18 protein-coding genes are annotated in these 16,948 nt (G+C 70.4%); 7 read left to right on the top strand and 11 right to left on the bottom strand.

The window, feature by feature from the left end:
- Nucleotides 1-78 precede the first annotated feature (78 nt).
- The 4 genes from FBZ33_RS18615 (at nt 79) to FBZ33_RS18600 (ending at nt 3,890) form a co-directional block, all read left to right on the top strand.
- A complete protein-coding gene (locus FBZ33_RS18615) occupies nt 79-1,545 on the top strand; it encodes an RICIN domain-containing protein (protein WP_221629482.1) in 1,467 nt (488 codons plus the stop codon).
- A gap of 113 nt (nt 1,546-1,658) precedes the next feature.
- Entirely contained in the window at nt 1,659-2,354 is a 696-nt protein-coding gene (locus tag FBZ33_RS18610) for a VOC family protein (RefSeq protein WP_141910061.1), read from the top strand.
- A gap of 49 nt (nt 2,355-2,403) precedes the next feature.
- The gene (locus FBZ33_RS18605; protein WP_255508949.1) at nt 2,404-3,243 is read left to right on the top strand and encodes a helix-turn-helix domain-containing protein; all 840 of its coding nucleotides are present in this window, start codon (nt 2,404-2,406) and stop codon (nt 3,241-3,243) included.
- Between the two features lie 65 nt (nt 3,244-3,308).
- Nucleotides 3,309-3,890: a dihydrofolate reductase family protein gene (locus FBZ33_RS18600; protein WP_088948961.1), complete on the top strand. Its 582-nt coding sequence runs from the start codon at nt 3,309-3,311 to the stop codon at nt 3,888-3,890.
- A gap of 67 nt (nt 3,891-3,957) precedes the next feature.
- Here the strand turns inward: FBZ33_RS18600 and FBZ33_RS18595 are convergent, their stop codons facing one another.
- The 9 genes from FBZ33_RS18595 to FBZ33_RS18555 all read right to left on the bottom strand — a co-directional run bounded on the left by FBZ33_RS18595 (nt 3,958) and on the right by FBZ33_RS18555 (nt 10,656).
- A complete protein-coding gene (locus tag FBZ33_RS18595) occupies nt 3,958-4,617 on the bottom strand; it encodes an MSMEG_1061 family FMN-dependent PPOX-type flavoprotein (protein ID WP_141910060.1) in 660 nt (219 codons plus the stop codon).
- A gap of 149 nt (nt 4,618-4,766) precedes the next feature.
- A complete protein-coding gene (locus FBZ33_RS18590; RefSeq protein WP_141910059.1) occupies nt 4,767-5,201 on the bottom strand; it encodes a hypothetical protein in 435 nt (144 codons plus the stop codon).
- 42 nt (nt 5,202-5,243) lie between these two features.
- Nucleotides 5,244-6,107 carry an LLM class F420-dependent oxidoreductase gene (locus tag FBZ33_RS18585; RefSeq protein ID WP_141910058.1) on the bottom strand — a complete coding sequence of 288 codons (864 nt, stop codon included), beginning with the start codon at nt 6,105-6,107 and terminating at the stop codon, nt 5,244-5,246.
- A 9-nt stretch (nt 6,108-6,116) separates the two neighbouring features.
- Nucleotides 6,117-6,980, bottom strand: a complete 864-nt coding sequence (locus FBZ33_RS18580) for an S-methyl-5'-thioadenosine phosphorylase (protein WP_141910057.1) — start codon at nt 6,978-6,980, stop codon at nt 6,117-6,119.
- Nucleotides 6,981-7,024: 44 nt separating this feature from the next.
- Nucleotides 7,025-7,447, bottom strand: a complete 423-nt coding sequence (locus tag FBZ33_RS18575) for a hypothetical protein (RefSeq protein WP_141910056.1) — start codon at nt 7,445-7,447, stop codon at nt 7,025-7,027.
- Nucleotides 7,444-8,610, bottom strand: coding sequence for a molybdopterin-dependent oxidoreductase (locus FBZ33_RS18570; protein ID WP_141910055.1), 1,167 nt, complete (start codon nt 8,608-8,610; stop codon nt 7,444-7,446). Before FBZ33_RS18570 ends, FBZ33_RS18575 begins: the two co-directional genes overlap by 4 nt.
- Nucleotides 8,607-9,272 carry a class I SAM-dependent methyltransferase gene (locus FBZ33_RS18565; RefSeq protein ID WP_141912780.1) on the bottom strand — a complete coding sequence of 222 codons (666 nt, stop codon included), beginning with the start codon at nt 9,270-9,272 and terminating at the stop codon, nt 8,607-8,609. The genes FBZ33_RS18570 and FBZ33_RS18565 overlap by 4 nt, the downstream gene beginning before the upstream one ends.
- 29 nt (nt 9,273-9,301) lie before the next feature.
- Nucleotides 9,302-9,982 (bottom strand): DUF2064 domain-containing protein, encoded by a 681-nt coding sequence (locus FBZ33_RS18560; protein ID WP_141910054.1) that lies wholly within the window; start codon nt 9,980-9,982, stop codon nt 9,302-9,304.
- Nucleotides 9,979-10,656, bottom strand: a complete 678-nt coding sequence (locus FBZ33_RS18555; protein ID WP_099855014.1) for a glycosyltransferase family 2 protein — start codon at nt 10,654-10,656, stop codon at nt 9,979-9,981. The genes FBZ33_RS18560 and FBZ33_RS18555 overlap by 4 nt, the downstream gene beginning before the upstream one ends.
- Before the next feature lie 147 nt (nt 10,657-10,803).
- Between FBZ33_RS18555 and FBZ33_RS18550 the strand changes: the two genes are divergently transcribed.
- On the top strand, nt 10,804-12,168 hold the full coding sequence (locus FBZ33_RS18550; protein WP_141910053.1) for a hypothetical protein: 1,365 nt from the start codon (nt 10,804-10,806) through the stop codon (nt 12,166-12,168).
- On the opposite strand, the gene FBZ33_RS18545 is transcribed toward FBZ33_RS18550, so the two are convergent.
- The gene (locus FBZ33_RS18545) at nt 12,140-13,219 is read right to left on the bottom strand and encodes an NAD-dependent epimerase/dehydratase family protein (RefSeq protein WP_141910052.1); all 1,080 of its coding nucleotides are present in this window, start codon (nt 13,217-13,219) and stop codon (nt 12,140-12,142) included. The genes FBZ33_RS18550 and FBZ33_RS18545 overlap by 29 nt on opposite strands.
- 155 nt (nt 13,220-13,374) lie before the next feature.
- Here FBZ33_RS18545 and FBZ33_RS18540 point away from each other — a divergent pair, with 155 nt between their 5' ends.
- The gene (locus tag FBZ33_RS18540) at nt 13,375-14,070 is read left to right on the top strand and encodes a response regulator transcription factor (protein ID WP_141910051.1); all 696 of its coding nucleotides are present in this window, start codon (nt 13,375-13,377) and stop codon (nt 14,068-14,070) included.
- Complete coding sequence (locus FBZ33_RS18535) at nt 14,063-15,079, top strand: sensor histidine kinase KdpD (RefSeq protein WP_141910050.1); 1,017 nt, start codon at nt 14,063-14,065, stop codon at nt 15,077-15,079. The genes FBZ33_RS18540 and FBZ33_RS18535 overlap by 8 nt, the downstream gene beginning before the upstream one ends.
- Before the next feature lie 83 nt (nt 15,080-15,162).
- On the opposite strand, the gene FBZ33_RS18530 is transcribed toward FBZ33_RS18535, so the two are convergent.
- Nucleotides 15,163-16,827 (bottom strand): right-handed parallel beta-helix repeat-containing protein, encoded by a 1,665-nt coding sequence (locus FBZ33_RS18530; RefSeq protein WP_141910049.1) that lies wholly within the window; start codon nt 16,825-16,827, stop codon nt 15,163-15,165.
- Nucleotides 16,828-16,948: the final 121 nt, after the last annotated feature.

Below are 16,948 nucleotides of genomic sequence, written 5' to 3'. Positions count from 1 at the left end.
GACTGCGGGTGACACCGATTGGACAGGTCATGACACACCAGCTTGCCCCTGGAGCACGTATCGCGGAGCACCCGGTTGATGCGCCGGATACTGATCGCCCTGGCGGCCGCGATGACAGCGATGGTCGGCGTCGTCGTCGTCACGTCGTCGCCGGCCACTGCCGCCACCAGCCAGTTCCGCGGCATGAACTGGGCCGTGCTGGGTGACAACTTCAGCACCGGCCCGCTCGTCGTACAGGGCCTGAGCTCGTCCGACAGCAACGCGACAGTGCGGGCCAAGGCCAATGCCCTCTACGACGACATGGCCTCCACCATGGGGGTCAACACCGTCCGGCTGCCCATCAACACCCACACGGTGGGGACGGCGTGGTGGGAGGCCTACCGAGGCGCCATCGACGCCGCCACCGCCCGCGGATTCAAGGTCATCTTGGCCTACTGGGAGGACGGCGCCGCCTCCGGCGGCAGGATCACCAACCTCGCCGCCTGGAACGCGATGTGGTCGACGGTGACCAACACGTACGGTTCGAACACCAACGTCTACTTCGAGCCGATGAACGAGCCGCACGGTTACAGCTCGGCGGAGTGGCGCACGGTTGCGGCCAACTGGCTCAGCTACCACTACTCGGCCGTGCCCGGTCGGGTGCTCATCGGCGGCACCGGCTTCAGCCAGGACCTGCGGGACATCTGCAACGACAGCCGCTTCAACGCGACGCTGCTGTCCTTCCACCACTACGCCTTCTTCTACGGCGCGATGACCTACGACGCCTTCCGAAGCCACATGCAGACCCGTCTCGGCAACTGCGCCTCACGGGCGGTCGCGACCGAGTTCGGCGCGCCCATGAACGACGGCCGCAACTACGCCGACGCCAGCAGCACGGACAACTTCGTGCGACACATCCGCGCCATGGCCCAGGTCATGCGCGACAACCAGATGGGCGGCACCTACTGGCCTGCCCTCGGCGGCAAACCGGGCAGCATCGGATACGACTGGTATTCGATGTTCTCCCTCAGCGGCAGCGGCACCGACCTCAACCTGACGGTCCGCAACACCTCCGGCGCTGACCAGATCCGGTACGCGTGGGGCGACACCATCGGGGGAGGCCCCACGACGCCTCCGCCGGCAACGGGCACGTTCTACCGGATCACCGCGCGGCACAGCGGCAAGGCCATGGACGTCCAGTCACCGAACACCGACAACGGTGCGCGCGTCGGTCAGTACACCTACGGCGGCAATGCGTGGCAGCAGTGGCAGTTCCAGGACGCCGGCAGCGGCTACTGGCGCATCGTCAGCCGGCACAGCGGAAAGTGCCTCGACGTGGTGAGCGCTTCCACCGCCGACGGTGCCGAGCTCGTCCAGTACACCTGCGGCACCGGCACCAACCAGCAGTTCCAGATGGTGACCAACGGTAGCTACTTCCAGCTCCGCGCCCGCCACAGCGGCAAATGCGTGGACGTACCGGCGTTGTCGACCGCTGACGGCGTGGTCCTGAAGCAGTATTCGTGCAACACCGGCGCCAACCAGCAGTGGTCGCGCACGGCCGTCTGAGGTTCGACTCGGCCTGAGGTGATGCGGACCGTGGCGATGGTGCGGATCCTCGCCGACCAGGCCGCGATTGCCAGCGGGCGGAAGTCACGACGGGCACATGTGAGGATGCCTGAATGGAACAGACACTGAGTCGGCGGGCGGCCTCGGACGCGATCAGCGACCAGGGATGGCGATATCTGCTGGGCGCGTTGCGCACGTCGGTCCCCGTCGGCTCATTGGTCCAGGCAACCGACGTGGCGGCGCGCGTGGTGGCGGCGTGCGGCAGCGACGCCGATGGGCACCTACGCGCTGATATCCGGCCAGACCGGGTCGTCTTGACCCTTCAGTCGATGGATCAGGCGGCGCTCACCGCTTGCGATATCGACCTTGCGCATCGGATTTCCGCCGCCATGCGGACCGTCTGGCTACGGACGGAGCCTGAGATTGGTACGGGAGCGCCGCGATCGGTTCAGCTCGTGGAGATCGCTGTCGACGCGCTCGACATCGCAGCGGTCCGGCCGTTCTGGAAGGCCGTGCTGGGCTACACGGACGAGCCGGGAGCCGACGGTCCCAAGGATCCGATCGTCGACCCGGTCGGGCAGAGTCCGACGATCTGGTTTCAGCAGATGGACCAGCCACGCCCGGACCGGAATCGCATCCACTTCGACATCTGTGTCCCGCACGACGAGGCACCACGGCGGATCGAAGCCGCGCTGACGGCCGGTGGCCGACTTGTGTCCGCGTCCGATGCTCCCGCCTTCTGGGTTCTCGCCGATATCGAGGGTAACGAGGCTTGTCTGACGACCTGGCAGGGCCGAGACGACTCGTAGACCGGCCAGTCAATGTTGCGGCCGGCGCCGCGTCGGCGATGCTGTGCGCGTGGAGTATGTGTCCAGAGTGCCGCGACCGCCGCTGGACGGGCTGATCGACGACCTCTACTACCTGGAGGGTGCGCCGCCGTACGCCCGGCTGACGCTGCCGGCAAGTCCGGCGGCGTTCCTCATCGTCAACCTCGGGGCGCCGTTCCGCATCCGTGCCCGCACCGACATCGAGACGGCCGAGTACGCCGACGGCTGCGTGGTCACCATGCCCACCCGCGCCTTCGAGTTCAGCTATCCGTCGGTGACCCGGTCCGTCGGCGTGCACTTCAAGCCCTGGGGGCTGGCGCTGTTCCTGCCGATGCCCGCGGCCGAGCTGTGTGACCGGCCGGTGACGGTGGAGCAGGTGTGGGGCCGGCCGGCCATTGCTGAGCTGCGAGACCGGCTGAACACGGCGGACGGACCTCACGAGATGCTGACGCTGTTGGAGCAGGAGCTGATGCGACGGCTGGGCGACGCGGCCGGCCTGGGGCTGGTCCGCCACACGAGCAGCGTGATCGCGGCGACCAGCGGGGCGGTGGCTATCGATGACCTGAGGGTTTCAGCCGGTGTCAGCAGCACTCACCTGGCACAGCGGTTCAAGGAGCTCATCGGCGTCACGCCGAAGCGGCTGGCCCGCACCTACCGCTTCACCGCCACCGTGCTCTCGATCAACCCCGCAGAACCGATCGACTGGGCCGACCTCGCCAGTAGCGCGGGCTACTTCGACCAGGCCCACTTCGGCCACGAGTTCCGCGCGTTCACCGGGCTCACACCGACACGGTACGTCGAAGTCCGGCGACGGTTCCTGCGCGAACATCCCGGCCACGTGCTGGACGGCTGGCCGCTACCGGCCGATTGATTTCTTACAAGAACGGCAGCTCACGAGACTCTAACCTGAGGGCATCCCCAATCAGAGGAGCGCCCATGGGCAAAGTGGTCATGTACAGCTCGGTGTCGGTGGACGGCTTCATCGCCGACGACAACGACCAGCCCGGACCGCTGTTCGACTGGTTGCTCAGCGGTGACGTGCCGTTGGACGAGAGCGGCGCGTTGAAGGTGTCACAGGCGTCCTACGACTACACCCGGTCCTACTGGGACCAGATCGGGGCGACGATCGCCGGCCGCCACGTCTTCGACATGACGGACGGCTGGGACGGGAAGCCTCCGAGCGGGATCGACCACGTGGTCGTCGTGACGCACCGGCCGCAGCCCGAGGGCTGGGACCCCGAGGCGCCGTTTCACTTCGTCGACGGCGTCGAGGCAGCCGTGGCCAGGGCGCAGGAGCTTGCGGGTGACCGCATCGTCGAGGTCGCCGCTGGCGACGTCGGTGGACAGGTGCTTGCCGCGGGCCTGGTCGACGAGGTGCGTATGGACGTCGTACCCGTCGTGTTCGGGTCCGGCAAGCGCTACTTCGGGTCCGTCGACGCACAGCACCTGCTGGAGGAACCTGACGCGGTGATTCCGGGTAACCGGGTGCTCCACCTGCGCTACCGGGTGCGCCGCTGACCGATGAGCGGGTACGCGAAGAAGTCCGCGAACGGTGACACACAATCGGCCTGAGGCGCTTGTCCCATCACTCGTACCGGTACTTCAGCGAGTCCGCCTCCGTCTTCTCGATGTCGGCGATGGTCAGCTCCGGCATCCGCAGTTGGGCCAGCGTCACCTCGGCCGAGGTCGGCTGGGCGTCCGCTGGCAGCCACTGCTCCGGCTTCCAGGCCCCGCTGCGCAGCAGCGCCTTGGGACAGTGCGGGTAGACCTCCTCGATCCCCAGCACCAGCGCGCTGGCCGGTGGCTTGCCCACGGCGGTCAGCTGCGACAGCAGCTCCGGGCGGGTGGAGACGCAGGCCCGGCCGTTCACCCTGAGCGTCGTGGTGCGGCCGGGGATGACGAACATCAGCCCGGCCCGCCCGGTGGCGACAACGTTCTGCAAGGTGTCCAGACGCTTGTTGCCGGTGGCGTCCGGTATCGCCACCGTCCGTGCGTCCAGGACGGCGACGAACCCGGCGGGGCCGCCGCGCGGGGTGACGTCGCAGTTGCCCTCGGCGTCCACGCTGGCCACGAGGACCAGCGACGAGCAGGCGATCAGCCGCCGGGTCTGCTCGGTGAGTTCGGTCATCTGCTTTCGCACGGCCGCGTCGCTGGGGAGTTCGTAGACCCGGCGAAGCGCCTCCTGATCGGGTACGGCGTCGAGGCGCAGCGAGTCGAAGGCTGTGGCGGCAGGGGCTGACGTCATACCGCCCGATCCTAGGGTGCCTATCGTATGAGTGGTGATCTTGCCTCTGCGGCCGGCCGTCCTTACCTAGAGTGGCCGCATGCGGCAGGCGCTGAAGAAACTCACCTTCTCCGAGCACTCCGAGTGGTTCGGCCTGAGCCCGACTGGTGCTACGCCCAGGGCGGGGTGAACCGGCCAACATACCGGCGAGCACGGGGCACTGGGTCGCGCCAGAACTGGTCCGGCATCCGGTGGTGGTGCTCCGCACAGAATTCAGCCAGATCGACAGTGATCCCGACGCGGTCCAGCGGATGGCCCTCGAAGTCGGCATTGACGGCCAACAGTTGCGGCTCCGGATTCCACCCCGAATGGTCGAACGCCCAACCATTCCAGCTCGCGTAGGCGTGGAAGATCTGGGTGTCGCCCGCCAGACGCACCGCCGCCACGTCGATCGACCGGGCCGGGTATGCGTCTCGACAGGCCCAGGCGAGGATGTGACACGCTCCGGCAGCGAAGAAGGCCTGGTCAGCCCGGGCCCAGGCGACCTGCTGATCTGCTCGCTCGAGCGGCGTCCGGCGGAAGGCTCCCGCTGCCTCTGCTGTCACCACCCCATCACCTCACACCGGACGCGGGCCTTCTGCGGAAGGTCAGATCAGGATCGCGGCGAGAGCGCGGAACGCGTCGGCGGGGAACGCTGCGGCGTCACCGCCGTTGAGCACCTGGACCGCCACCTCGTCCGCGCCAGCCTGGTAGTGCTTTTCCAGCCCGGCCGCGACCTGCTCGGCCGTGCCCCAGGGGATCAGGGTGTCGACGAGGCGGTCGCTGCCGCCGCCGGCGAAGTCCTCGTCGGTCCAGCCGAATCGCCGCAGGTTGTTGGTGTAGTTCGGCAGGGCGAGATATCCGCTCGTGTACTGCCGGGCCGTGGCGCGCGCGGTGGTGGGGTCTGCGTCGAGGACCACCGCGACCTCGGGAGCGAGCAGCCGGTCTGGCCCGAGTGCCGCGCGGGCCTCGGCGGTGTGTTCGGCAGGGACGAAGTATGGGTGCGCCCCGGCTGAACGGTCGCGGGACAGCTCGAGCATCCGCGGGCCGAGTGCGGCCAGGATCCGCCGCTCCGGAGGGAGCCCGGCAGCGTCAAGACCGTCGAGGTAATCCACCATCTTCGAATACGGCTTGCGGTAGGCGGTGCCACTGCCTTCCAGCAGCACAGCGTGACTGGCGCCGAGGCCGAGCAGGAACCGGCCGGGATGTGCCCGCTCCGCGTCCAGGGCGAATGCCGCCACCTCAGGGGGCGACGAGTGCCAGATGCTCACGATCCCCGACGCGACCCCGATGCGGGTGGTCCCGTCCAGGATCTCCCGGAAGCGGGGAGCGACGTTCTCCCCGAAACCGCCCGAGAACCAGAGCCGTGCATAGCCGAGCTCCTCCAGCTCGGTCGCGGCATCGATGGCCGCACCCCGACCTTCGCTGACGAGGAAGAACGGTTGCCACACGCTGACGAGTCGTTGTGCCATACCGAAACACTAGTCATGTCGAGCGTCATCGGTGGTGCCGTTCTCCGTGCCCGCCGGGCTCCAGTCGCAGGGGCAGTCGTCCTGGCCCTCCGGCAACGTCTTCACCGCCTCGCTGAGCAGGCCGCGCAGGCGATCGACGTTTCGTGCGAAGACCGCGAACACCTCCTGCTGGGTCACACCGTGACCGACCTCGACGCCGGAGTCGAGGTCGGTCACCAGCGACAGCGCGGTGTAACACAGTGCCAGTTCGCGTGCCAGAACCGCTTCGGGGTGGCCGGTCATGCCGACGACCGACCACCCCTCTCGGCCATACCAGCGTGACTCGGCGCGGGTGGAGAACCGGGGCCCCTCGATGACGACCATGGTGCCGCCGTCGACCGGCTGCCAGTCGGCGGAGCGGGCGGCGTCGAGGACCGTGGCGCGTCCGACCGGACAGTAGGGGTCGGCGAACGGAGCATGGACCACCCCGGGCAGTTGCCCGTCGGCGCCGGGCGTTCCGTCGTGGTAGGTCTGCTCGCGGCCGCTGGTCCGGTCGACCAGTTGGTCCGGTACGACGAGGGTCCCGGGGCCCAGATCCGGTCGCAGGCCGCCCACGGCGCCCGCTGCGAGCACCTGGCGGACACCGACCGCTCGCAACGCCCACAGGTTGGCCCGGTAGTTGATGCGGTGCGGCGCTACGGTGTGACGCCGCCCGTGGCGGGGCAGGAACGCCACCGGACGTCCGGCGAGTCTCCCGATGGACAGACCGTCGCTTGGCGGTCCGTACGGGGTGTCGACGGTGAGGTCGGCGACGTCGTCGAGGAACTCGTAGAACCCGGATCCGCCGATCACGCCGATCGGTGGTCGGTCGGTAGTGGGGACTTGTCCTGACATGCGAACTCCTCCTCGGAGTGGAGCGAAGCGCGTGTGGGACCCACTCACTGGCGGTCGGCTCGTCGGTCCCGGACGCGGCGGCTGACCGTGCCGACCACCAGAGCGGCAGCGGTGACGGCCCAGATGACGGCCAGCCCAGCAGCGAGGCCCAGCGGATGGTCGCGGTCCGGCAGGCCCGGGTTCGGAGGTGCCGAGGGCGGTCGCCACAGCAGTGGCACCGCGATCAGCAGCAATGTGGCGCTGGCCAGCAGGCCCGCGCTGATCCAGGCCCGGCGTAGCCGGTCTGTCACCAGCCGGCCCAGCGCCAGCCCGACCAGCCCGACCAGCGGTGCCACCAGGAGGTCGTGCAGCACCGGGCCGCCGATCAGCCAGGGCACTGTGGTGCCGAGCTGGGGGAGGAGCAGCCAACCGCCGTACGCCGCCGCCGCGGCACCGAGTGCGGCCAGCAGCAGGCGGACGGCTCTCACCGCAGCACCTCCAGCCGGGCCACCCACTTGGTCTGGAGGACGCCCGGCCGGCTCGGAGCGATGAGACGGCAGGGGTGTCCGTGGTCGGCGGACAGCTCTTCGCCGTTGATCCGCAGTGCGAGCAGGGTCAGCGGGTCGCCGGCATGGGCCGCCGGGAGTGTGCTTGCCGCGTAGAGGCCGTCGGTCTCCAGCGAGGAGACCCGAACCGGTCTGCCGGTCGGCGCCCCGGCCCGTCGGAGCAGCTCGACGACGGGCACGCCGGTCCAGTTGGCGGAGACGCTCCAGCCCTCGACACAGGCGATCGGCAGTGCCGCAGTGTGTTGTGGCAGGGCGGTCAGTTCGGCCAGGGACAGGGTGCCCCGGCCGCCCGGCCAGACGATCTCCAGCCGCCAGTCCGGTGGAACGACGATGCGGGCGGCCGCCGCCGTACGGTTGATCGGCACGCCCTGCGGTCCGGACGCGGACCGCCAGGCCAGCGGCGACACCCGACGCAGCCACGGCACTGTGACCCCGGCGGTGGCCAGCACGGCGACGCCTGCGACGCCTGCCGAGGTACGCAGGAAGACGCGCCGTCCGGACGAGTCACGATCGTCGCGCCCGGTGGACGCGGCCTCACCCACCTCCTCCCGTCGCAGTGGCGTTCGTAGCGCCGCGCTGGCGACCGGGAGCTTCACGGCGATGTGCAGCAGCAACGCGCCCACCACCAGCCAGGCGACCGCGTAGTGCGCCGTCGGAAAGAAGAACCCCCACGGGTACGACTGAGCGACGTTGAACAGGCCCGTGACCAGTTCGAAGAACGCGGCGCAGACCAGGACCAGGACGGAGATCCGTTCGAGGACGTGCGCGGACAACCGGATCGGCTGGCGCAGGGGCGGGCGGACGAACAGCCGGGGGTAGACGCTCCACAGTTTGCCAAGCAGCAACGGGATCGCCGCGATCCCGGAGAGCACGTGCACGCCCTGGGTGACCCGGTAGAGGTTGACCGGTCGGGTCGGCCAGGTGAACCAGCCCGGCGGGTGCTGGATGTAGTGGCTGAGCAGTCCGGTGACGAAGCACAGCCCGAACGCCACCCCGAGCCAGAGGCCGAGGCGGGCGGCGACCAGTGGCGAGTGTGACGGCGCCGGAAAGTCCTCCGGGGTGGGAACACGTGGCTTGCGGTTCATCGGCGCGCCAACTCGGTGAACCAGCGCGGGCCGGACCGGAAACCGTCGACGACCCGCAAGCCGGCGGCGGCCGCGGTGCGGTCCATCGCCTCCACCCCGACGCGTGCCCAGCTGAACGCCGATCCCCGGCGCGAGCAGGACAGGACGTACGCCTGTCCCTGCCACAGGCCGGCGCCGGGAGGGTCCACCTCGACCACCAGCGTCCCGTCGGCCGCGATCAGGTCGCCGCACCGGCGCAGCAGTCGGACCGGGTCCCCGCCGATGCCGATGTTGCCATCGACGAGCAGGGCGTGTGCCCACCGCCCCTCACCGGGAAGTGGTTCGAAGACGTCTCGTCGCAGGGCGACCACACCCCGGCCCCGGGTCAGGCGTACCGCCTCGGCGGAGATGTCCACCCCCAGTGCGACGAGGCCTCGTTGGGCGAGTGCCATGGTCAGCCGGCCGGGGCCGCAGCCGAGGTCGATCGTGGGGCCGGTGCACCGGGCGGCGACGGACTCGATCGCTGGTTCGGGTGGGCCGTGCCAGCGGCGGACCGGCAGCAGGTCACGTCGCCCGTCGGCGTGCACCAGCCAGTGTTCGCGTTGCTGTGGGGACAACGCGGCGGCCGGCGTACCGGAATCGTCCTGATCGGCGGCCCACGCGTCGAGCCTGCCCAGCACCACGTCGAAACCGTCGAGACTGATCGTCGACCTCACCGGAGGCGTCCGCTCACCAGTTGGCCGCCTACCGACGCCACGGCGTCCGCGAACCGGGTGCCGGGCAGGTCGGCCGCGACCGCCAGCGCCGTCGGCCAGTCGTCGACATCCCGCAGGACGGGCAGGATCGCCGGGTGTACGCCGCGCCCGCGAAGAGCGGCGAGGGTGCGTCGACCGGTGTCGGCGGTCGACATGGGTACGTCGCGCAACACGCTCCCGTTGGCCGGATCGCGTAACCCGAGTGCCCACCAGCCACCGTCGAGTGCTGGTCCGAACACCGCCTCGTGCTCGGCGAGTCGCTCCAGCGCGGCGGTGAGCAGGGCCGGCGTGACCTGCGGTGTGTCCATGCCGATCTGCAGCACCGGTCGGCCGGGGAAGGCCATACCGGTGTCGGCGTGGGCGTTGGCGAGACGGTCGACGAACGTGTCGCCGCGCTGAGGAATCAGGTGCCAACCCGTCAGCGCGGCGGTCAGCGCCGCGCCGAACTCGGCGTCGGCGAACAGACCGGTGTGGGCCAGCACGGGAATGGTCGACGCGGTGGCGCGCACCGCCGCCAGGGTGTCCAGCAGCGCCGCCGCCGCGATCCGGGCGGCCTGTGCGGGATCAGCGGGCGGGCAGAGCCGCGTCTTGGCCAGCCCCCGGACCGGCGCCTTCGCGACAAGGAGCAGGACATTCATCTCCCACCTCCGATGCCGGCGCGCAGCACTCCGGCGAAGTCCCGGGCCGCCCGCACGGTGCCCCTGACCGACCCGGAGACCTTCGACCTGGTGCCGGCGGCCCGGGGTGCGTACGCGACGTCCAGCTCGACGATCCGCCAGCCCGCCCCGGCCGCGCGGAGCAGCAGTTCCAGGGGATAGCCGAACGCCCGGTCGTTGACACCGAGTTGCAGCAACGCCGCCTGACGGGCCACCCGGATCGGGCTGATGTCGTACACCGGCACGCCACGGCGTCGTAGCAGCGCCGCGACCAGCGCGTTGCCGGCACGGGCATGCCACGGCCAGGCGTCCGCCGAGACCGGTCGCCGCCGCCCGACGGCGAGATCCGCCCGACCGTCGAGCACCGCCGCGACGAGCCTGGGCAGCTCGGCTGGATCGAACGAGCCGTCCGCGTCGAGGACGCAGACGAGATCCGCGTCCGCCGCCAGCAGGCCGGTGTGCACTGCCGCGCCGTACCCGCGTCTCGGCTCGTGCACGACCCGGGCGCCGTACTCGGCGGCGATGACCGGCGAACCATCTGTGGAGCCGTTGTCGACCACCAGAGCGCGGTAGCCCGGCGGTAGCCCGCTCAGTACGGCAGGCAGTGCGGCCGCCTCGTCCAGACACGGCAGCACCACGTCGATCGTTGTGTGCATACCGGCGACGCTAGGCCCGCCACGCGCCGATCCGACCGCCGTGCCGCCTTACGAATCGCTTACGCGGCAACGGGTCTTACGAGTCCCTGACGTCTCATCGTCGAGCCGTCGGATCCCTGGTCGGAGGTCGTATCGTCGGCCGTCACCATGACCACGATGACCCGGCCGGGACGATCCCGGCGCGCCGACCTGATCGTCCTCGGTGCCGAGGTGGCACTGCTCGCCGCCGCCGTCACCGTCGGGGCACTGCTCAACCATCGGGGTGTGCGGCTGCACGCTGACGCCGCTCCGCTCTACGCCAGTTGGCAGCCTCATCTGGGTGTGGGCACCCCCGTCGCGCTTCTTGTCGCGGCACTGGTCGTCTGGCGCGGCGTGCGCTGGGCGACCGACACGCGGTGGCCGCAGTTGCTGGCGGTCGGATACCTCGCCTCGGTGCTCTGGACACTGTCGCTGGCCCTGGTTGACGGCTGGTCCGCCGGGTTGACCGAGCGGCTCACCGTGCAGGCCGAGTACCTGCATGAGGTGCCCCGGGTGACGGATGTCGGCACCATGTTGTCCGGCTTCGCCGCCCGGATCCTCGACTTCCAGCCCGATTCGTGGTCCACGCACGCCGCTGGTCATCCACCGGGCGCGTTGCTGTTCTTCGTGGGGTTGGAACGGATCGGTCTGGGCGGCGGGGCTGCCGCGGGGCTCGCCTGTGTGCTGCTCGGAGCCACCGTCTCGGTGTCGGTTCCGGTGACGTTGCGGGCGCTCGGCGCCGAGGGCGCGGCTCGGGCCGTGTGGCCGTTCCTGATTCTCTTCCCGGGGGCGGTCTGGGTGGGCGCGTCCGCGGACGGGATCTTCGCCGCGGTGGTCGCGGCCGGGCTGGCGCTGCTGGCGGTGGGTGGTCGAGGCGGGGCCGTACCCGGCGGCCTGCTGCTCGGTCTCGCGCTCTACCTGTCGTACGGGTTCGTCCTGGTCGGGGTGCTCGCCGTGACCGTGGTGCTGCTCCGGGCCCGGGACCGCCTCGGCGTGTTCCTGCTCGCGGCGGCGGCCGTCGCGGCGGTTGTCGCCGTGTTCACCTTGGCCGGCTTCTGGTGGCTGGACGGCTACCAGCTGGTGGCACGTCGTTACTACCAGGGCTGGGCGGCGGAACGTCCCTTCGGTTACTGGGTCTGGGCGAACCTGGCCGCCCTGCTGCTCTCGGCCGGCCCGGTACTCGGGCCAGCGGTGCGGCGGGCGGTGGCCGCCCTACCGATCCGAGGGCCGGGCCGTCCGCTCGCGGCGACCCTCCGGCAGCGGTTCGCCAGCGTCGGACCCACTGTGTGGTTGCCCATCGCGGCGGCGGTGGCGGTGCTCGCGGCGGACCTGTCCGCTCTGAGCAAGGCCGAGGTGGAGCGCATCTGGCTGCCGTTCACCGTCTGGCTGCTGGTCGCCACCGCGCACCTACCCGCCAGCCACCGACGGTGGTGGCTGGCTGCCCAGGCCGTGACCGCGCTCGCCGTCAACCACCTGCTGTGGACGGTGTCCTGACCGTCGCCGGTGCCCGCATCACCGCAGTGGTGAAGTCAGCGACGCCAGCGGCGAAACCGGTCCGGGCAGTGAAACCCAGCAGCCGGGTCGCGCGGCCCGGATCGGCCACCACGTGCCGTACGTCCGCCGCCCGTCCGCCCCCGACCGTGACAGGCGCCGGCCCGCCCATCGCCCTGGCCAACTCGTGGGCCAGCTCGCCGACGGTGTGCGGCTCACCCGAGCAGACGTTGACCGCGACCAGCGGCTCCGGTGCCGGTGTCGTCAGCGCCAGCAGGTTCGCCGCGGCGACATCGGTGACGTGTACGAAGTCGCGCCGTTGCCGCCCGTCCTCCAGGACCCGGGGCGGTTGCCCGGCGGCCAGCGCCGACCGGAAGATCGACGCGACCCCGGCGTACGGGGTGTCGCGGGGCATCCGCGGGCCGTAGACGTTGTGGTAGCGCAGTGCCCAGACCGACCCGCCGGTCTGCCGGGCCCACGCACCGGCGAGGTGTTCCTGGGCCAGCTTGGTGGCGGCGTACGTGCTGTGCGGCTCCAGCGGCGCGTCCTCCGGCACGAGACCGGGGGAGAGCACCCGGTCACAGTGGGGGCAGGTCGGCTCGTACCGGCCCTCCGCCAGGTCGGCGGCGCGGCGGCCGGCGGGCCGGACGATGTCGTGTGTCGGGCAGTGGTAGCGGCCCTCGCCGTAGACCACCATCGAACTGGCCAGCACGAGGCGGCGTACCCCGGTGGCGTGCATCGCCGCGAGCAGGGTGGCCGTGCCGAGGTCGTTGTGCGCGGCGTACCGGGGGGCGTCGGCGGGGTCGATGCCGTGGCCGACCATGGCCGCCTGGTGGCACACCGCGTCGACCCCGGCGAGCAGCCCGGTCAGTAGTTCCAGGTCACGGATGTCGCCGACGACGAGATCGTGCCGCTCGGCCCAGGGTGGTGATGTCGCACCGTGCGCCTCCGGCAGGAGCGCGTCCACGGCCACCACCTCGTGCCCGTGGTCGGTGAGCAGATCGGCGACGTGCGAGCCGATGAATCCGGCCGCACCGGTGACAAGTATCCGCATTCCGGTCACCGTATGACCTCGTCTACGCCCGCGCGGGCCTGCTCGCGCAGCCGTAAGAACCTCGCAAGCTTTTGCAGGTTCGGGCGGACCACGCTGCGTGGCTACGCTGGGCCGATGGACGTGCGGGGAATGACGGGCCGGAACGGGGGAGGTTCGTGACACAGCGCGTGCTGGTGGTCGACGACGATCAGACCGTGAGCGACGTCATCCGTCGTTACCTGGAGAACGACGGCTTCCAGGTGAGCCTCGCCGCGGACGGGGAAGCGGCTCTGGCGGCGGTGCAGCGGCAGGCACCTCACCTGGTCGTGCTCGATCTGATGCTGCCCCGGATAAACGGCCTACAGGTGTGCCGGGAGCTGCGAGCCCGTCCGGATGGCGTACCGATCATCATGCTGACCGCGCGCGGTGACGAGTCGGACCGCATCCTCGGGCTGCAACTCGGCGCCGACGACTACCTGACCAAGCCCTTCTCCCCCCGGGAACTGGTGCTGCGGGTCCGTTCGGTGCTTCGTCGTGCCGGCAGTGAACCGCCACCCGAACGACCGGAGGCGCTGACCGACGGCGAGCTGGTGGTGCACCCCGCGTCCCGCACCGCCCGCCTCGGCGGCACCGAACTGGCCCTGACGCTGCGCGAATTCGACCTGCTCGTCCACCTGCTGCGGCACCCGTCCCAGGTGTTCGGGCGGGCCGAACTGCTGGACCAGGTCTGGGGCTGGAACTTCGGCGACCACTCGACAGTGACAGTGCACGTACGCCGGCTGCGGGAGAAGATCGAGGCCAACCCGGCCGATCCACGGCGGATCGTGACCGTCTGGGGCGTCGGCTACCGGTACGAGCCCGCCCATGCGTGACCTCCTGCTGATCTTTGCGATCTCTCTCGGCGCGGCACTTGCCATCGGGTTCGTCGGCGCGGTGCTGCTCCGTGCGCTTCGGCGCAGCTCGATCATCGTGCACCTCAGCGTGCTGCTCACCACCACGGTCGTCGCCGTCACCGTCGGGGTGATGGCGGTCGCGGAGGCGATGTTCCTCTCCCCACATGATCTTGAGGTGGTGCTGATCACCGTCGCGGCGGCAGCCGTGGTCAGCCTCGCCGTCGGCGGACACTTCGGCCGCCGACTGGCACTCGCCGCCGTCTGGCGGGATCAGGCCCGCGAGCGGGAACGACAGCTGGAGAAGGGGCGGCGTGACCTGGTCGCGTGGGTCTCGCACGACCTGCGTACGCCGCTCGCCGGGCTGCGGGCCATGGCCGAGGCGCTGGAGGACCGGGTGGTCCGTGACCCGGACACGGTCGACGAGTACCACCGGCGGATCCGGTTGGAGACCGACCGGATGACCCGGCTCGTCGACGACCTGTTCGAGCTGTCCCGGATCAACGCGGGAGCGCTGCGGTTGTCGCTGACGGCGGTGCCGCTCGGCGAGGTGGTCTCGGACGCGCTGGCCAGCACCGCCCCGCTGGCCGACGCTCGCCGGATCAAGCTGGTCGCCAGCGAGTCCGGGTGGCCGATGGTCGCCGCGAGCGAACCGGAACTGGCCCGGGTGGTGACGAACCTGTTGCTGAACGCCGTCCGCTACACCCCGGAGGACGGCACCGTCCGCATCGAGGCCGGCCGCGAGGGGGAGCACGCCTGGCTGTCCGTTGCCGACACCTGTGGCGGCATCCCACCGGCCGACCTTCCCCAGCTGTTCGACATCGCGTTTCGTGGTGAACCGGCCCGCACTCCCAGCCCCGGCGACGGTGGGGCGTCCGGAGGGCTTGGCCTGGCCATCGTCCGTGGGCTTGTCGAAGCGCACAGGGGTCGGGTCGAGGTGAACAACACCGCCGAGGGCTGCCAGTTCGTAGTCCGGTTGGTCGCCGCCTGACGACGGCTACCTGTCACCACAGGTGATCGTCGTTGACGGACTCGACCGGCAGGTCGAAGTGCTGCATCACGCCGGGCAGGTGATCACTGGTCCCCGTGGTTGCCCTCCCAGTAGCCACCCCCGGGGGAAGTGTCGGTCTGGATGGCGAACTGATTGCCGTCGAGATCGTTCTCCACGACACGGCAGTTGACGCAGCCACCCCGATCGGTGATCAGGATCCCGTGGGTCTGGGTGTGCGACTTGGTGTCACGGATCAGGTTGCCTCGGATGGTGACCGAGTCGGCGGCGGCGTTGATGGTGATGCCGGCCCGACTGGTGGGCGCGGCCGGCAGTTCGTACGGGGTGCCGGGCGACGGTGTGTCGGCGCTCCAACTGTTGGCGCTGCCGGGGCGGATCGGGGTGAGGGTGAGGGTGGTGGAGTCGTTGGCGGCCACGACGGCGTACCGGTGGCCGACGCGTAGCACCTTGCCGCGGTGGCCGTCGGCCGTCCAGCTCGCACGCTGGTCGACCAGGCTGGTCCGGCTGTAGCGGACCGACTCGCCGCCCCCCTCGGCGGCCTCGGCGCACTGGCGGCCGTTGTTGCGGATCCGGTTGTTGATGATGACGGCGTCGGTCAGTGGCCGGTCGAAGCGGATCCCGTCGAGACTGTTGCCCCAGATGTCGTTGCTCTCGATGACGATCTCCTCGGCGGCGGCCTGGTCGCCGGCGCCGAGGTCCTGGTGGTGGTAGCCGTAGCGGCCGTTGCCGGTGATCCGGTTGCCCCGCACCGTGTAGGGGCCGGCGGTGTTGCCGATGCTGACCCCGTCGCGCAGATTGCCGTCCAGGACGCAGTCGGTGAGCAGCCCACCCTTGCCGGGGATGCCGGTGGTGCCTTTCGCCGAGACCTGGAAACCGGCCTCCAGGTTTCCGGTCATGGTGCACCCGGTGACGATGAGACCGTCGGCGCCCCAGTCGGAGATGCCGAACCGGTTGGCCTCGGCGTGGCAGCCGACGATCCTGATCCCGCGGGGCTGAGGGCGATCGGGGTGCTGCATCTCCAGGAAGATGCCGTTGGTTGCGTTGCCGACCGCCACGCAGTTGGCGATGGTCAGCCGCTCCATCGCCCCCCATCCGCCGATGCCGATACCGATGCCGGCACCGCCCATCTCCATGCCGTTGTCCATCCGACCGCACTCGAGCACCCGGACCGCCTGGATCAGGGTGTCCTGGAGGAAGTCGCAGCCGAAGCCGGTGGCCGCCGTGTGGTGGATGAACAGGTTCCGGAACAGCCCGCCGGTCACGTACTGCAACCCGAGCCCTTTGGCGAGCGGGTCGTACGCCGACTGCGCCACCCCCGAGCCGTCGATCTCGAAGTCCGCGAAGGTGCAGTAGGCGAGATGACGGTCCGGGCTCGCCCCGTGCAGCTGCGCCGTGTAGAACGCCAGCGGTACCGCCTGGGACCGGTTGCCCTCGTTGCTCAGCACGAACCGGGTGGCGCCGGGCCCCGCGCCCATCAGCGACACCCCGCTGCGCCACACGGTGGCGGCGTCCCGGATGGCGTACACCCCGGGCGGGCAGTAGATCACCCGCGCCCGCCCGTCCGCGGCGAACGCGTCGCCCAGCTGGTCGACCAGCGCGGCGAGCGCGGGCTGGTCGTTGGTCGTACCGTTGCCGGTCAGGCCGTGATCCTGCGCGTCACAGAGCAGCGGTGCCCCGGCCACCGGGTACGGACGCACTACCGGGCTGGCCGGGGTCACCTGGCTCGGCACCGAAATCTCTCCCCTCGTGACCGCCGCCCAATGGCCGACCGGTCGCTCCGCTTCGGTCCAGCCCCGGGTCGTGGGAGCCGACCTGCCCCCAACGGTATGGCGATTCGTGCCCACCGCCGGG

The sequence above is a fragment of the Micromonospora sp. A202 genome, assembly GCF_006715105.1.
In the GTDB taxonomy this organism is placed as follows: Bacteria; Actinomycetota; Actinomycetes; order Mycobacteriales; family Micromonosporaceae; genus Micromonospora; species Micromonospora zamorensis.
The sequence above is the reverse complement of the archived record's forward strand: the minus strand, read 5'-3'. Positions and strand labels throughout refer to the sequence as shown.

Excerpts from the sequence above, each read along its gene's own strand:
- FBZ33_RS18615 (WP_221629482.1), top strand. The coding sequence starts at position 79 with ATGCGCCGGATACTGATCGCCCTGGCGGCCGCGATGACAGCGATGGTC.
- FBZ33_RS18610 (WP_141910061.1), top strand. The coding sequence starts at position 1,659 with ATGGAACAGACACTGAGTCGGCGGGCGGCCTCGGACGCGATCAGCGAC.
- FBZ33_RS18600 (WP_088948961.1), top strand. The coding sequence starts at position 3,309 with ATGGGCAAAGTGGTCATGTACAGCTCGGTGTCGGTGGACGGCTTCATC.
- FBZ33_RS18595 (WP_141910060.1), bottom strand. The coding sequence starts at position 4,617 with ATGACGTCAGCCCCTGCCGCCACAGCCTTCGACTCGCTGCGCCTCGAC.
- FBZ33_RS18585 (WP_141910058.1), bottom strand. The coding sequence starts at position 6,107 with ATGGCACAACGACTCGTCAGCGTGTGGCAACCGTTCTTCCTCGTCAGC.
- FBZ33_RS18580 (WP_141910057.1), bottom strand. The coding sequence starts at position 6,980 with ATGTCAGGACAAGTCCCCACTACCGACCGACCACCGATCGGCGTGATC.
- FBZ33_RS18570 (WP_141910055.1), bottom strand. The coding sequence starts at position 8,610 with ATGAACCGCAAGCCACGTGTTCCCACCCCGGAGGACTTTCCGGCGCCG.
- FBZ33_RS18560 (WP_141910054.1), bottom strand. The coding sequence starts at position 9,982 with ATGAATGTCCTGCTCCTTGTCGCGAAGGCGCCGGTCCGGGGGCTGGCC.
- FBZ33_RS18555 (WP_099855014.1), bottom strand. The coding sequence starts at position 10,656 with ATGCACACAACGATCGACGTGGTGCTGCCGTGTCTGGACGAGGCGGCC.
- FBZ33_RS18550 (WP_141910053.1), top strand. The coding sequence starts at position 10,804 with ATGACCACGATGACCCGGCCGGGACGATCCCGGCGCGCCGACCTGATC.
- FBZ33_RS18545 (WP_141910052.1), bottom strand. The coding sequence starts at position 13,219 with ATGCGGATACTTGTCACCGGTGCGGCCGGATTCATCGGCTCGCACGTC.
- FBZ33_RS18535 (WP_141910050.1), top strand. The coding sequence starts at position 14,063 with ATGCGTGACCTCCTGCTGATCTTTGCGATCTCTCTCGGCGCGGCACTT.